This window comes from Paenibacillus sp. GCM10027628 (assembly GCF_042676385.1).
GTDB lineage: Bacteria > Bacillota > Bacilli > Paenibacillales > NBRC-103111 > Paenibacillus_E.
Window position 1 is genome coordinate 1 of record NZ_JBHTHA010000025.1, and the last position, 13,459, is coordinate 13,459.

The following is a 13,459-nucleotide window of genomic DNA, read 5'->3' on the forward strand; positions in this document are numbered from 1 at the left end:
ACGGCAGACTGTAAATCTGCTCTCTCCGAGTTCGGTGGTTCGAATCCATCAGCCTCCATTTCATCCATAGGGGCATAGTTTAAAGGTAGAACAAAGGTCTCCAAAACCTTTGGTGTGGGTTCGATTCCTGCTGCCCCTGCCAATTAACTACTGCGGCGGTCGTGGCGAAGGGGTTAACGCACTGGTCTGTGGCTCCAGCATTCGTGGGTTCAAGTCCCATCGATCGCCCCATTNGATATATAATGGGGATTAGCCAAGCGGTAAGGCAACGGACTTTGACTCCGTCATGCCAAGGTTCGAATCCTTGATCCCCAGTATAAATTTAATATGCGGAAGTGGCTCAGGGGTAGAGCATCGCCTTGCCAAGGCGAGGGTCGCGGGTTCGAATCCCGTCTTCCGCTCCATTTATGAATATGGCGCCATAGCCAAGTGGTAAGGCAGAGCTCTGCAAAAGCTTTACCCCCAGTTCGAGTCTGGGTGGCGCCTCCACTAATAAGCCGGAGTGGCGGAATCGGCAGACGCACAGGACTTAAAATCCTGCGGTAGGTGACTACCGTACCAGTTCAAGTCTGGTCTTCGGCACCATTGTTTTTAACTTCATATGCCGGCGTGGCGGAATGGCAGACGCGCTCGACTCAAAATCGAGTGGGAAACCGTGGAGGTTCGAGTCCTCTCGCCGGTATAAAAAAGAGTTCATGAAATCTAATGATTTCATGAACTCTTTTTTTAATGCAATATTTCTTAAGTATAATAATTGATTGCGACTCCGAGTGAGACATAAGATTGTTTTTCATCGCTACATACGAATGAGGTGTGTGAAATCGTGTCCATAATAGTGCTGAGTCAAGTTTAGGGTGAGGCATGCTAATTAGGTATGGTGATCAAATCTGTAAGAACTATAACAAATTGCTCGTTCAGTATGTGTTAGATACGTAATAGAGTCGCTGATTAACCACGAATAAATAGATTATGTAGAAGGAGCCGGAGTCAAGCGAACCCCAGCTCCTTATTTTTTGCGTTAAGCCTTAAATGAGCGCAATTAATAAGCGAACATTGTCATGCTCACGATCACAAGCAGAATGAACAGGACGAGAACAGCCGCAGAGGAAGTTCCATGACCATAACCACCAACAGCACCAGCAGCACCAGCAGCAACACCCATTTATGTCACCCCCCATCTCAAAAAATGCTCTCTGCTGAAACGGATGAGAGACGATATTATCCTATGGGGCGAGTGTGTATTTTGATTGGGTATTTCGCCTAAATACTTAGAAATAATAAACTTTAGGCACCTGCCTTTTTTCTGAATATCCGCGCATGCCCTGAACAAGAGACAATTACCCTCCATATGGTAGAAATGAGGTTGATTTGTCATATGGAGGTGCAGGGGCTATCGAGTACTTAGATATGTTGGCGAAGCTTGGGGTGGGAAATGCGCATCCTGGAGGATTCGGGGAAACGATTGAACAACTGCGCAAGTACCCGATTGATCAAGGACAGCGTGTACTGGAGGTTGGTTGTGGAACTGGAAGGACGGCCTGTTTTTTGGCTGAGCAAGGGATTGAAGTAACAGCCGTCGATATACGTCCGGAAATGATTGCGAAAGCAAGGATAAGAGCAGAGAAATTAAATGTACAGGTAACCTTCATAGAAGGTGATGCCTGTCAGTTGCCATTTGACGATAACAGTTTTGATGTCGTTATGGTGGAGTCTGTAACTAATTTTGCTGACGCTAGTAAGGCTATGGCTGAATATTACAGGGTGCTAAAACCGGAAGGGAAGCTGTACGATCGGGAAGTAATAAGAATCAAGGACATGAAGCCGGAGATACACAGTGCATTATGCGGCTTTTATGGCGTAACGAAACTTTATAGTATGAAGGAATGGCAGGAGTTGCTGGAAAACAGTAAATTCACGCAAATCAATTTCTCCGGGGTTCATCCATTCCCTCTCACGATGTTTGAAGACAAGGTCCAACACCCGGATCCTGTACATTTATCAGATAAACAATCGTTCCTAGATCCGCAAATTTGGCAGATAACTGCACAGTACGATGAGTTAGTCGATAAGTATCATAGCTATTTAGGCTATACGTTGATGATAGGTTCGAAGTAGAGAAGCAAAGACAGGCAGGAGTTTGCTCCCTTTATGCCGAATTTTTGGTGAACATGATCATTGGGGGCTGCTTCTTTTGGACTTAGCTGCTATAACAGAACGCATTCCGAACCGGAAAGCGAAGGAAATTTATGAACGGATCTGCCGGCAAACGACGATATCGAAGACGGAGCTTCTCGAACAGAGCGGCATGACGGTTAGTACGCTGACGCGATTATTAGATGAACTGACGAGTCAAGGACTTATATTGGAGTCTGGATTTGGCGCCTCCACAGGCGGTCGCAGACCCATTTTGTATGAGAAGAACCCGCGGTATGCATACGTATTCGGATTGGAAATATCCAGAACATTGTCGAAGCTCGTTCTTGTTGATTTGGGCATGAATAAGCTGGATTCCCAAATTTGGAACATGACGGTTGAGATGACGCCTGATGTTCTTATTCAATGCATCGCAGATGCAGTAAAGCGAATGCTCAGAGATCATATGCTGGATAAAGCGGATGTGCTTGGGATAGGCATTGGCGCGGTTGGACCCGTAGACCGCCAAACAGGCGCGATTTTAGAGCCTTCTTATTTCCCGGCAAGCGGGTGGCGAAATATTGAAATTTGCCGCTTCCTCACAGAGCGGCTTGGCATTCCTGCGATGCTCGATAATGGAGCCAACACGGCCATATTAGCCGAGTCATGGGCTCAGCGCTCACAAAGCTTCAAACATCTGCTTTATATACATGCCGGGGTTGGTTTGCGTTCCTCCATGGTCTCGGAAGGCAAATTGATCTATGGCGCCGTCGATATGGAAGGCTCTGTCGGACAGATGATTATCCAGACCGACGGCGTCGCACATCGGGATGCTTCCGGCAATTATGGGGCGCTGGAGTCGTATGCGTCTCTATATGCAATAGAAAAGGCGGCGCGCTCTGCGCTAAAGAAAGGCAGGGCCACCGTCTTAACCCATTTCGTGGACGATCCGGAGCATTTGACCTATGCGCATGTGCTTGAGGCGCTAAAAAAAAATGATCCCCTTGTCGTGGAGATCATGACGGAAGCAGCGACTTATTTTGGCATAGGGCTCGCCAATTTGTTAAATATTTTGCACCCTGAGAAGGTTATCCTGGGTGGGCCGCTCATCGCGGGGGGAGATTTGTTTTTCCAGACGGCTACACAGGTGGCGATTAGAAAAACGTACTATTACCCTGCGTATCAGGTCGTATTTAGCAAGGGCCAGCTAGGCGAAGAGGCGCTTGCGATAGGGGCAGCCGTGATGGTCATGGACCAACTGGTTAGGCTGTAACGGTTTGCAGAAATTCCAGAAGCAGTTTGTTAAAGGCTTCTGGCTTTTCTTGCGGCGTCAAATGAGAAGCAGCCGGTATCACGTGATAACTGGCACCTTTGATTTGATCAGCCATCTTTTTCATGACGTCGGGCGGCGTAATTGGATCCTGCTCACCGGCAATGACAAGCGTGGGAACCGCGATGGAAGCAAGCAAGTCGACGGAGTCGTCGCGGAAAGCCATCGCCAAGCTGGCATGGATGAGCCCCTCAGGCGGCATGGAGCCCATGATCTCACTAAGCTCTCCAGCCAGTTGCGGCTGTTCTTGCTTGGTTTGCTCCGTGATCAGTTTGGGGAGCATCGCATCTCTTGCTGCGGCAGCGCCTTTGTCATAAAGCGAGACGGCCATATTCATCCGATTTTTGCGGGCTTCCTGGCCATCAGCTTCAGGGCGCGTATTCGCCAGCACTAAGCCAAGGAAGCGTTCCGGAGCTTTGCGAAGCAGAGCAAATGCAATATAACCTCCCATTGAAAAGCCGCCTAGTGCGGCTTTCTGTATGTTCATTTTATCCATAAGGGCTAGAATATCATCGGCATATTGATCCAATGCAATATTCGTCACTGGTATATCTGACTGTCCCATACCCCTCAGGTCCGGCGTAATGACTCGATAGCCGTTCGATAAAGCCTCCGCCTGCAGGCGCCACATCCGGTGATCCAGCGGAAAGCCGTGCAGCAGGATTAGCGGTGTTCCTTGGCCTTTTTCCTCCACAAATAAATGTATCCCGTTTATGTTCACTTTCATCGCGAGTACGCTCCTTTTTTCATATGTTCAACTTTCCCTCTATCCTACAACAAACCATCCATGGTTTCCAATCTATTATCAGTATTTCATCTCCGGATCTGAAATATTTGTAGAACTATATCGAAATAGTTATGTCATAACAATTTCATTACGGTTAACACATACTTCCCTAACAATTGTTTGTTATTCTCAAACTATCTCGAAACTTCCTTATCTTTTACGGCAATTTTGTCACATACAGATATATGAAATGGGGTTGTTAAGATGACAAAAAAACCATGGTCTACACAAGAACTGGACAAATTAATCCGCCTTTCAAGAGAATGCCCGCCTGTCGTCATTGCCCGAGAGTTGTCTCGCCCAGTTACATCGGTGAGGAAGAAAATGCGTGAGATCGGTGTGAGTTATGTAACCGGTGAACAGTGGAAAAAACGACAAATCCAATATTTGATTTCCGATGAAGGCGGAGATTACAAAAACAACTTAAAGCACAACTCTAAAGATACGGATTTCGAATCTCCAGTACTGGATGAGTTCTGGACTACATTAGTGAAAATGGCAAGAGTTGCGAAAAAAAGAGGCAAACGAGTTGATGTGCTCTCTTTTATCGATACTTATCGCAAAATCCGAATCGGCGGTTAAAATTATAATTTCTAATCCTAAAAGGTGAAATCTATTATACTGAGATTTTACCTTTTTCTTTTGTCCGGCAGCCACTAAAATGGAAAGATCATCAAAGACTGGGGAGGCCGCATGGATAAAATGCCATTCGTTTCATTTATACGTAAATATGACACGGCGATTTGGGTAAGAGTGATCGGTACGATTTTAACCTCACTAGCCGGATTTATGATGAGGCCATATTTGGTTTATTATTTATATGATAAACTGGATGGCTCCATTGTCTTATCTATGCTGCTTGTCGGACTGCAACCGCTGGTCGGTATTTTTGTTAATTTGTATGCGGGAGGATTAAGCGACCGTTATGGGCGCAAGCCGATGATATTGGCCGCACTCGTCATTCAGGCTGTTGCCATCGGCGGTTACATGTTTGCCGGCAATGTTTGGGAGTTTGCAGCCATTTCGATCGTAAATGGAATCGGACATGCGATGTTTATGCCGGCGGCCAATGCACAAATCTCCGACGTGGTTCCGCTGGAGAAGCGAGCAGAAGTTTTTGCGCTGCTGCACACGGCTTTGAACATGGGCTCGGCGTTCGGGCCGCTGATAGGGTTGCTGCTATTTACATGGAATCCAACCGTAATCTTTCTGCTATGCTCGGTTGCGCTTATCGCTTATGCGGGGCTGGTCGTTTGGAAGGTGCCGGAGACAGTGCCGGTTAAGAACGCCAGCGAACAAGCGGAATCAAGAATAAAACCAAAAGTGAGATGGTTGGATCACAAGCCGCTGCTTTGGATTACACTACTTGGTTTGCCTGTTACGTTGCTGTATGCGCAAGTAGAATCCACGTTTCCTTTGCATTTGCAAAATCATTTTGAGAATTATAAATCGGTGTTTGCTACTATCGTTACATTTAATGGCTGTGTAGTTGCCGTGTTGCAATTGTGGGTCGCTAAACGAACGGAGCAAGTTTCCGCTTTTTTGGTCATCGCCGTATCGTATCTACTCTTTGCCATTGTTGCGCTTGGTTATGGGTTTGTTCCCATGCTCGCTATTTTGCTTATTGTTGAGTTTTTATTTACCGTTGGTGAAATGTTGTACGGTCCGCATATGCAGAAAGTCATTTCGGTCATCGCACCTATGGAGCAAAGAGGTTGGTATTTCTCCGTGTATGGGTTGAATTGGCAAGTATCACGCGCAGCAGGGCCGGTTCTGGGCGGATTGATTTTCAGCCATTTCGGCGGGGAATTTATGTTCTCGGCGCTCAGCGCGCTGATTGTGATTACAGGCATCGCGCAGACGATGTATATCCGCAATTTGCACCAGAGACAAGCAAAGTCTGCCGCTGAAGCGGTGCTGCAAGCATAAGTTAGGCATAAAGGCAGCGAGCTCCTCCACAAGTTGGGGGAGCTTTATGCTTTTGTAAGACATCCGTAAGCTTTATCCTGGTATTCTGCGGTATAATGGGACCAACATTGCGAGGAGGTTGCCTCTATGAGTTCACTCGTTCTTGTTGTTGACGACGAAACGAATATTATAGACGTATGCACGGTCTATTTGGAGCGGGAAGGCTACCGGGTGCTGTCGGCCACGAACGGCGAAGAAGCTCTTCGATTATGGCGTCAGCATAGTCCGCAGCTGATTGTACTGGATCTCATGATGCCGGGTAAAAACGGCTGGCAAGTATGCGAAGAAATTCGCAACGAGCAGGACGTGCCCATCATCATGCTGACGGCGCGAGGCGATGAGATGGATCGGCTCATGGGTTTAACCATGGGCGCAGACGACTACTTGACGAAGCCCTTTAGTCCCCGCGAGCTAGTGCTGCGAGCGAAAGCGATTTTACGCCGATCGCAGCGAAACGAAACGGAGCCGGGAACTACGGCTGCAGGTGTCAAGCCTGCGCATATCATAAAATTTCCGGGGCTGGAGATCAATGTGCTGCACCGCAGTGTTTTGGTAGACGGGAGGTCTGTAGAGCTAACCGTGAAGGAGTTTGAGCTTCTACAACTGTTCGCCGGGCATCCGGAGCAAGTTTTTTCACGAAATCAACTGTTGAACAAGATTTGGGACATCGATTTCTATGGTGATACGACGACGGTAACCGTGCATATCCGCAGACTAAGGGAGAAGATCGAACCGAGCCCGTCACAGCCGCGATTCATTAAGACGGTATGGGGGATCGGTTATAAGTTTGAAGGCAGGGAACGATCATGAAACTTCGGGTATATTTACTTATTGCAAGCGGTGTAAGCACAGGGATTATCTTGCTGTCACTATTCATTTGCTATCGATATATGCTGCTGAAATGGAAAGACGTGGAACTGCTCTCCATGGTTACCTTGGCAGCCGCAGGCGTCTCGATGCTGCTTCATTTTTTTATGACACGTCCTTTGGAGAAAGCAATCCGTGCTATTGCACAGGAAACGACGCATATTGCAGCAGGCCACTTTCAAGGACAAGTGCCTAAGATTGGTCCGGCAGAATTTCAAATGCTCGCCACACAATTCAACACGATGACAAGCAAATTGAATGAAAGTTTTCAACGGTTGAAATCGGCAGAAGCGTCCCGTAAGGAGCTTGTGGCGAATGTCTCCCACGATTTGCGGACACCAATGGCATCTATTCAGGCATTCGTGGAAGCGCTCCAGGACGATGTCATTCAAGACAGGGACACCTTCAATCGGTATTTGCAGACCATTCGCCTTGAAACGGGACGTTTGGATGGACTTATTCAAGAACTATTTAAGCTTTCGCAACTGGATGCGGGAGGGACGGAATTTACCCCCGAACTATACCATGTAGATCATCTACTATTGGATGGACTGCAGAGTCTGGCCTTTCATCTCGAAGAAAAGCAGCTGCAGGTTGATGTAGATTTGCCCGATCGTTTGCCGCCGGTAGCTGTTATGCCGGAAGAAATGAAGAGGGTGTTGTCTAACATTCTCCATAACGCCATTCGTTACTCACCGACAGGTGGGACGATCGTCATAAAAGCAGAGCAAATATCGAATCTCTTCGTGCGTCTTCAAATTGAGGATCAAGGAGAAGGCATCGAGGAACAGGACATAAACCGCATCTTCGATCGTTTTTATCGTGCCGATCCATCTCGCAACCGTGTGAGCGGGGGAGCCGGACTTGGGCTTGCTATCGCCAAATCCATCATCGAGCTGCATGGCGGAGAAATTGGTGTAGAAAGCAAAAGAAGCCAAGGCAGTCGATTCTGCTTCACGATGCCGATTTATCGCGAATGGCCGCATGAGGAGAATCTGACTTAGGTCATCATTGCAAAGTGACCTTGCTCACCTTCCATGCCTTCTTTCCCCATTTACAATGGAAACAGGAAGAATGATAAAGGAGTGGGTGAGAATGCTGTTATTTTTGCATGTCTTGGGTGCTGTTTTATTTTTGGGAAATATTATAACGGGAGCGTTCTGGAAAGTACGTGCTCACTATGGGAAACAAGACTTGCAGACCATTCATCTTACGGTTAAAAATATTATGTTGGCCGATTACGTGTTCACTGTGCCAGGCATTCTCTTGCTGCTGATACCGGGCCATTTGATGGCGTTTCGGTTAGGTTATTCGCTGATGGAATGGAACTGGGTTTCCGTCGCGCTCCTTTTGTTCTCCATTTCGGGAATCTTGTGGCTGTTCATCTTACTGCCGCTTCAGAGAAAAATGATCCGATTCAGCGAAGAGTCGCTTCGATTCGGTAAGCAAACGGAAGCATATCGAAAAGTTTCGAAAAAATGGGACGTTTATGGAACAATCGCAACGATTATCCCTCTTATAACGCTTGTTTTGATGATATGGAAGCCTGGCACTTAATGTGTCGGGCTTTTGGCATTTTGAGCGAATTCGACCCTAAAGGACGCTGAGCGAAGCTGGAAAGATGTTATTCAGCGTTAGAGACGTAAAAGTAAATGGCAACGAGTGAGTAGCGATATTTTCCATCGTTCCAGAGTAGAAAAAGGCAGTATGGTGAGTCAGAGCGAAGCAATAGCGATGTTTTGCATCGTTACAGACGTAAGAGAAAATGGAATCGAGCCCATAATGATGTTTTCTATCGTTACAGATTTGAAGCGGGCAGATGCCATACCTCATTTCCTCCTAATTCACAAACGTATGGATTTGCACATAAAAGCACCGTCTTTGAAAACGACGTCAGACATTTTCAGTGGCCTCGGAAGGCCCTTGCGGTTTTTCCTTGTAAGGGTTTGTTAATCTTTGCGTTAGTCTTTCTTAAGCTTGATAAAGTACCTTAGGAAATGTGAAGACCAAACAAAACCTTGGGAGGAAATGAAGATGAGAACTTGGAAAAAGATGATGGTTGTTACGATGGTGGCTTGTACCTTGGCGATCCCTGCTTGGGCAAACGCGGAAGAAATGATGGCGCCTAAGTTCAATTACAGCGGTATCGAGACGATGAATAAGGATGGCGTAGAACTGGTTCCTCTTCGCCAAGTGGCGGAAGCGCTAGGTTATAAGGTAATGTGGAACGGGGAGAATCGTTCCGTCATGTTGACGAAGATGAGGATGGAAGACGGTAAAACGATGGATGATAAGAAGATGGAAGACAAAAAAATGGACGATATGACGATGAAGGACGGCTCGATGTCAATGATGGACAGCATTGCAATACAAATTGACAGTAAGACGATAATGATCGGAAAAATGGAAGCCATGCTAATGTCTGCTCCCACAATTATGAACGATAAAACGTATGTGTCGAAGGAGTTCGTCGACATGTACCTGGTTAAGGAAGTGAAGATGCCGATGTAGTAAAAACAAAAGAGATTACTGGAGGAAGTAAGTTAAAAAGTTTAGTTGATTTGTAAGCCTTTTTTAACATTTATCCGTTATGCTTAGAGAATAAAACGCGAATTAAAAAGGAAGTGACGGCATGCATTCAAAAAGAAGCTGGTTGAAGCAATCTTTAGGTAAACGATTGAATGCCATCCATAGCTGGAATGCGTGGATTCTTCTCTTGCTAACGATTACAGGTATCGTGCTGAGTATTGGTGCTATAAGGGGGGATTTGGGCGGCTTTCGAGTAACGCTTAAGCAGCTTCACATCTATCTTGGCGTTGTTTCGATCTTGCTCATCGTCCTTTACGCGCCGATGCTGCGAAAACATTGGCACCAAATTCGGGCGCAGCGCAGCAGACGCGCGAATTTGGTGTTCGTGCTCGCGCTCCTGGTCGGATGGAGCGCGTCCGGGGTAATCTTGTGGCAGTTCCGCCATCTGCCGCCGGCCTGGAACAATACGGCACTCCTCATCCATGACCTGCTAACCTGGGTCGGAGTGCCGTATGCCGTGTACCACGCCATCTCGCGCAGCCGATGGCTGAAGCGCCAGCAGCGGCTGGATCAGGCCGCTGCCGCAGCTGCTGCAAGGCCGCCGGCTCAGCAGGCGGCCGCAACACCCGCCGCCAGCGCTCCTGCGGCGGCACAGCCCGAACCCGCGGCGGGCACAGACGCCGCGGGAGCGCGCTCGGCAGCGCAGGCGGTTATCGCCGCGCTGAAGGAGTCGCCGATCACACGCGCATCGTTCCTGCGGCTTGCCGCAGGACTGCTGCTCGTGATCGCGGTCGGTCCCGCCTTTTACCGCTGGGTAAAAGGCGCGTTCGACACCGGCGGCAATACGGCCGCCGAGGTTGCCGCATTGGACGGCAACCGGATGCTTCCGCCGCCGGCGCCATTGCCCGACTCCGCCGCTGTGATCGGCGGCGGGGCGCAGGGGAATTTCCGGATCTATACCGTTACGGAAATTCCCGCCTTCACCTCGGATACGTGGCAGTTCGCCGTATCCGGATTGGTGGATCATCCCAGCGTGTGGAGCTGGGAGCAGTTCCTCAAGCTAAAGCGAACCGTGCAGGTGAGCGATTTCCATTGTGTGACCGGTTGGTCGGTCTATAAATGCACTTGGGAGGGCATCCCCTTGAAGCAAATGATGGCAGAGGCAGGCGTTCAATCGACTGCGAAATATGTAAAGTTTTACTCGGGAGATAAAGTGTATACAGATGCCCTTTCATTAGATCAGGCAGAGATGGACGATGTCCTGGTTGCTGTTCTGATGGACGGCAAACCGATCCCGCAGCAGCTAGGGGGGCCGGTCCGGCTCATCGTACCGAAGATGTACGCTTACAAATCGGTCAAATGGCTGCAAGGTATCGAACTGATCGATAAGCCGCATATGGGATACTGGGAAGTGAGAGGCTACAATAACGATGCTTGGGTGAATCGGGCCTAACCGAAGTACTGGAAATACCTGACTTTCGCCGCGGTTTTTGGTATAGTAAGTGCTAATATACTGCTGGGGAAAGAGGGATTCACGGATGGAAATCGTATCAGTTAACGTAGGCTTACCGCAAACGATCATTTATCAAGGCAGAGAGCTGGTAACGGGGATCTATAAATCTCCGATCAGCTCTCCTTTGCATGTTTCGAAAGTGCAATTGGATGGAGACGGCCAAGCGGATCTGGTCTATCATGGCGGTGCAGATAAAGCGCTGTGCGTATACTGTGAAGAGCATTATGCATATTGGGAGCGCAAGTTAGACAGGAAGCTTTCATGGGGAGCATTCGGTGAGAATTTAACCGTTCGCGGACTGCTCGAGCATGATGTTTGTATCGGGGATATTTACCAAATAGGCGAGGCGATTGTACAGGTCTCACAACCTCGGCAGCCATGCCATAAGCTCGCAAAACGTCATGATGTCGTGGATTTGGCGGTTCAAGTTCAGGATACCGGCTTAACCGGATACTATTTCAGGGTGCTCCGAGAAGGTATGATCCCGGTCGAGCCAAACATTACGCTTGTGACCAAACACGATGCTGGCGTTACAGTTGCTTTTGCCAATGAAATCAAGTACCAAGATAAAGCCAATCTCAATGGCGTGGAACGAATTTTGGCAGTTGAAGCTTTATCCGCAAGCTGGAGGGAGTCATTCGACAAACGTTTGGCTGAGCTGCAAGCAAGATGACGGGAGTCATTTTGGCAGGTGGTTTGAATCGCCGAATGGGTGGGCGGCTGAAGGCGCTTCTTCTGATCGACGGAAAGCCGCTGATTCTTCGGCAGATAGCGGAAATGGCTTTATGCTGCAGGGAAGTACTTGTCGTAACAAATACTCCTGAAGCACTGTCGTCTTTAATGGCTACCGTTACCGACGTAGAGGTGCGTTTGATCCCTGACCGTTTTGTTCAAACCGGACCGCTTGGGGGTCTTCATGCGGCTTGTTTGGAAGCATCGGAGCCGCTATTTTGGGTTGTCGGCTGCGATATGCCGTACCTATCTGCGGCAGCTGCTAGAGCGATGTACGAGTTATGTACGGATGAAGGCTGCGATGCCGTCATACCCGTTATTGACGGGCGGGTTCATCCGCTTCACGGTATTTATTCGCGGCGAGTCGGTATTGAGGCCGATGCTTTGCTGGCGCATAAGCAATATCGTTTGATGGGCTTGCTTGATCGTATTGAGTGGCAGGCGGCCGAGTCAGACTTTTTTATGGAAAAAGGAATTTCCACGCAGTTCGTCATTAATTTAAACACACCCGAAGATTATGAGGATGTGCTAGGTTTTTGTTAGGAAATATGCCATAATGGACGTAGAGAGAGGGTGAACTCCTATGCCAAAATTGTTAGTTGATCGATTCGGACGCATGCACGATTACTTGCGAATCTCAGTAACGGATCGTTGTAATTTGCGCTGTGTATACTGCATGCCTGAAGAGGGAATGGAATTTGAGCCCGAAGAAAGACTGTTGTCTTTTGAGGAAATAACCGAAGTTGTCCGTGTGTTGGCAGGGCTTGGCGTACGTAAGCTAAGATTGACCGGCGGGGAGCCTCTGGTACGTAAAAATCTGGAGCAGCTCATCGGCATGCTCTCGCAAATTCCTGGTATTGAAGATATTGCTTTAACGACCAACGGCATTTATTTTGCTTCCCGGGCTGAAAAGCTCCGCGCCGCAGGATTGACCCGTGTGAATATAAGTTTGGATTCTTTAAAAGCGGACCGCTTTTCGCTCATTACTAGAGGGGGCGACATTCGTCGGGTGCTTGAAAGCATCGAGGCCGCCTATCGTGTAGGCATCGCCCCGATCAAGCTGAATGTAGTGCTGATGAAAGGCATGAACGATGATGAAATCGAAGATTTCCTGCAAATGACAATCGATCGTCCGATACAGGTGCGATTTATTGAATATATGCCTATCGGCCATCAAGACGACAGTTGGAAAAATCGTTATATACCGCTAACTACCGTGCTGGAACGTTGCGTGGCTAAAGGATGGAATGCTGTTCCTTCCGAAGCGGTCTACGGAAATGGCCCGTCACAAAACTACCGGATTGATGGAGCGCTGGGGTCTTTTGGCCTTATTCATCCTATCAGCGACCATTTCTGTGAAACTTGCAATCGGCTGCGCATCACGGCTGACGGCAATGTAAAGCCTTGTTTATATTGGTCCGATGAATTTAATGTTCGAAAATATATCGGCAATGATGCAGCGGTTGAAGATCTGTTCTTCCGCGCCCTGGACATCAAACCGCAAAATCATGAAATGGTGCAAGCGCTGATGAATGGGGAGCAGTCGCATACGCCGACACTGCGCCGGATGTCGCAAATCGGCGGTTAGGCCATGGGAGGA

At 48.3% G+C, this 13,459-nt stretch carries 14 protein-coding genes and 7 tRNA genes; 19 read left to right on the top strand and 2 right to left on the bottom strand.

The genetic code is table 11. From position 1 onward, the window contains the following. The first annotated feature begins 68 nt into the window (after window positions 1–68). From ACFQZT_RS18265 to ACFQZT_RS18295, 7 genes are all read left to right on the top strand, one after another. Window positions 69–142, top strand: a tRNA-Trp gene (locus ACFQZT_RS18265). A 13-nt stretch (window positions 143–155) separates the two neighbouring features. Continuing rightward, a tRNA-His gene (locus ACFQZT_RS18270) sits at window positions 156–231 on the top strand. Window positions 232–243: 12 nt separating this feature from the next. Next, a tRNA-Gln gene (locus ACFQZT_RS18275) sits at window positions 244–315 on the top strand. 14 nt (window positions 316–329) lie between these two features. Beyond that, window positions 330–404, top strand: a tRNA-Gly gene (locus tag ACFQZT_RS18280). Window positions 405–415: 11 nt separating this feature from the next. After that, a tRNA-Cys gene (locus ACFQZT_RS18285) sits at window positions 416–489 on the top strand. 7 nt (window positions 490–496) lie between these two features. Further along, window positions 497–585: transfer RNA gene (locus ACFQZT_RS18290), tRNA-Leu, on the top strand. Window positions 586–603: 18 nt separating this feature from the next. Continuing rightward, window positions 604–682 (top strand) — tRNA-Leu (locus tag ACFQZT_RS18295). Between the two features lie 357 nt (window positions 683–1,039). Here ACFQZT_RS18295 and ACFQZT_RS18300 read toward each other — a convergent pair. Continuing rightward, the gene (locus ACFQZT_RS18300) at window positions 1,040–1,162 is read right to left on the bottom strand and encodes a YjcZ family sporulation protein (protein WP_379302286.1); all 123 of its coding nucleotides are present in this window, start codon (window positions 1,160–1,162) and stop codon (window positions 1,040–1,042) included. Between the two features lie 245 nt (window positions 1,163–1,407). Here ACFQZT_RS18300 and ACFQZT_RS18305 point away from each other — a divergent pair, with 245 nt between their 5' ends. Both ACFQZT_RS18305 and ACFQZT_RS18310 read left to right on the top strand, forming a co-directional pair. Beyond that, the gene (locus ACFQZT_RS18305) at window positions 1,408–2,115 is read left to right on the top strand and encodes a class I SAM-dependent methyltransferase (RefSeq protein WP_379302287.1); all 708 of its coding nucleotides are present in this window, start codon (window positions 1,408–1,410) and stop codon (window positions 2,113–2,115) included. A 76-nt stretch (window positions 2,116–2,191) separates the two neighbouring features. Next, window positions 2,192–3,406 (top strand): ROK family protein, encoded by a 1,215-nt coding sequence (locus tag ACFQZT_RS18310; protein ID WP_379302288.1) that lies wholly within the window; start codon window positions 2,192–2,194, stop codon window positions 3,404–3,406. Here ACFQZT_RS18310 and ACFQZT_RS18315 read toward each other — a convergent pair. Continuing rightward, entirely contained in the window at window positions 3,396–4,190 is a 795-nt protein-coding gene (locus tag ACFQZT_RS18315; protein WP_379302289.1) for an alpha/beta fold hydrolase, read from the bottom strand. The two genes, ACFQZT_RS18310 and ACFQZT_RS18315, sit on opposite strands and share 11 nt — an antisense overlap. Window positions 4,191–4,454: 264 nt before the next feature. Between ACFQZT_RS18315 and ACFQZT_RS18320 the strand changes: the two genes are divergently transcribed. From ACFQZT_RS18320 to moaA, 10 genes are all read left to right on the top strand, one after another. Next, on the top strand, window positions 4,455–4,832 hold the full coding sequence (locus tag ACFQZT_RS18320; protein ID WP_379302290.1) for a hypothetical protein: 378 nt from the start codon (window positions 4,455–4,457) through the stop codon (window positions 4,830–4,832). A 111-nt stretch (window positions 4,833–4,943) separates the two neighbouring features. Next, window positions 4,944–6,179 (top strand): MDR family MFS transporter, encoded by a 1,236-nt coding sequence (locus ACFQZT_RS18325; RefSeq protein ID WP_379302291.1) that lies wholly within the window; start codon window positions 4,944–4,946, stop codon window positions 6,177–6,179. Between the two features lie 126 nt (window positions 6,180–6,305). Next, window positions 6,306–7,028: a response regulator transcription factor gene (locus ACFQZT_RS18330; RefSeq protein WP_379302292.1), complete on the top strand. Its 723-nt coding sequence runs from the start codon at window positions 6,306–6,308 to the stop codon at window positions 7,026–7,028. Continuing rightward, window positions 7,025–8,089 (top strand): sensor histidine kinase, encoded by a 1,065-nt coding sequence (locus ACFQZT_RS18335; protein ID WP_379302293.1) that lies wholly within the window; start codon window positions 7,025–7,027, stop codon window positions 8,087–8,089. The genes ACFQZT_RS18330 and ACFQZT_RS18335 overlap by 4 nt, the downstream gene beginning before the upstream one ends. Before the next feature lie 91 nt (window positions 8,090–8,180). After that, on the top strand, window positions 8,181–8,642 hold the full coding sequence (locus ACFQZT_RS18340) for a DUF2269 family protein (protein ID WP_379302294.1): 462 nt from the start codon (window positions 8,181–8,183) through the stop codon (window positions 8,640–8,642). A gap of 477 nt (window positions 8,643–9,119) precedes the next feature. Further along, the gene (locus tag ACFQZT_RS18345) at window positions 9,120–9,596 is read left to right on the top strand and encodes a stalk domain-containing protein (protein WP_379302295.1); all 477 of its coding nucleotides are present in this window, start codon (window positions 9,120–9,122) and stop codon (window positions 9,594–9,596) included. A gap of 121 nt (window positions 9,597–9,717) precedes the next feature. Then, a complete protein-coding gene (locus tag ACFQZT_RS18350) occupies window positions 9,718–11,067 on the top strand; it encodes a molybdopterin-dependent oxidoreductase (RefSeq protein WP_379302296.1) in 1,350 nt (449 codons plus the stop codon). An 85-nt stretch (window positions 11,068–11,152) separates the two neighbouring features. Beyond that, entirely contained in the window at window positions 11,153–11,800 is a 648-nt protein-coding gene (locus tag ACFQZT_RS18355) for an MOSC domain-containing protein (RefSeq protein ID WP_379302297.1), read from the top strand. Next, window positions 11,797–12,402, top strand: coding sequence for a molybdenum cofactor guanylyltransferase (mobA, locus tag ACFQZT_RS18360; RefSeq protein WP_379302298.1), 606 nt, complete (start codon window positions 11,797–11,799; stop codon window positions 12,400–12,402). Before ACFQZT_RS18355 ends, mobA begins: the two co-directional genes overlap by 4 nt. Window positions 12,403–12,442: 40 nt before the next feature. Beyond that, window positions 12,443–13,447: a GTP 3',8-cyclase MoaA gene (gene moaA / locus ACFQZT_RS18365; RefSeq protein WP_379302299.1), complete on the top strand. Its 1,005-nt coding sequence runs from the start codon at window positions 12,443–12,445 to the stop codon at window positions 13,445–13,447. Window positions 13,448–13,459: the final 12 nt, after the last annotated feature.

Excerpts from the sequence above, each read along its gene's own strand:
- ACFQZT_RS18325 (WP_379302291.1), top strand. The coding sequence starts at position 4,944 with ATGGATAAAATGCCATTCGTTTCATTTATACGTAAATATGACACGGCG.
- ACFQZT_RS18340 (WP_379302294.1), top strand. The coding sequence starts at position 8,181 with ATGCTGTTATTTTTGCATGTCTTGGGTGCTGTTTTATTTTTGGGAAAT.
- ACFQZT_RS18315 (WP_379302289.1), bottom strand. The coding sequence starts at position 4,190 with ATGAAAGTGAACATAAACGGGATACATTTATTTGTGGAGGAAAAAGGC.
- moaA (WP_379302299.1), top strand. The coding sequence starts at position 12,443 with ATGCCAAAATTGTTAGTTGATCGATTCGGACGCATGCACGATTACTTG.
- mobA (WP_379302298.1), top strand. The coding sequence starts at position 11,797 with ATGACGGGAGTCATTTTGGCAGGTGGTTTGAATCGCCGAATGGGTGGG.
- ACFQZT_RS18320 (WP_379302290.1), top strand. The coding sequence starts at position 4,455 with ATGACAAAAAAACCATGGTCTACACAAGAACTGGACAAATTAATCCGC.
- ACFQZT_RS18305 (WP_379302287.1), top strand. The coding sequence starts at position 1,408 with ATGTTGGCGAAGCTTGGGGTGGGAAATGCGCATCCTGGAGGATTCGGG.
- ACFQZT_RS18355 (WP_379302297.1), top strand. The coding sequence starts at position 11,153 with ATGGAAATCGTATCAGTTAACGTAGGCTTACCGCAAACGATCATTTAT.
- ACFQZT_RS18300 (WP_379302286.1), bottom strand. The coding sequence starts at position 1,162 with ATGGGTGTTGCTGCTGGTGCTGCTGGTGCTGTTGGTGGTTATGGTCAT.
- ACFQZT_RS18345 (WP_379302295.1), top strand. The coding sequence starts at position 9,120 with ATGAGAACTTGGAAAAAGATGATGGTTGTTACGATGGTGGCTTGTACC.
- ACFQZT_RS18350 (WP_379302296.1), top strand. The coding sequence starts at position 9,718 with ATGCATTCAAAAAGAAGCTGGTTGAAGCAATCTTTAGGTAAACGATTG.
- ACFQZT_RS18335 (WP_379302293.1), top strand. The coding sequence starts at position 7,025 with ATGAAACTTCGGGTATATTTACTTATTGCAAGCGGTGTAAGCACAGGG.
- ACFQZT_RS18330 (WP_379302292.1), top strand. The coding sequence starts at position 6,306 with ATGAGTTCACTCGTTCTTGTTGTTGACGACGAAACGAATATTATAGAC.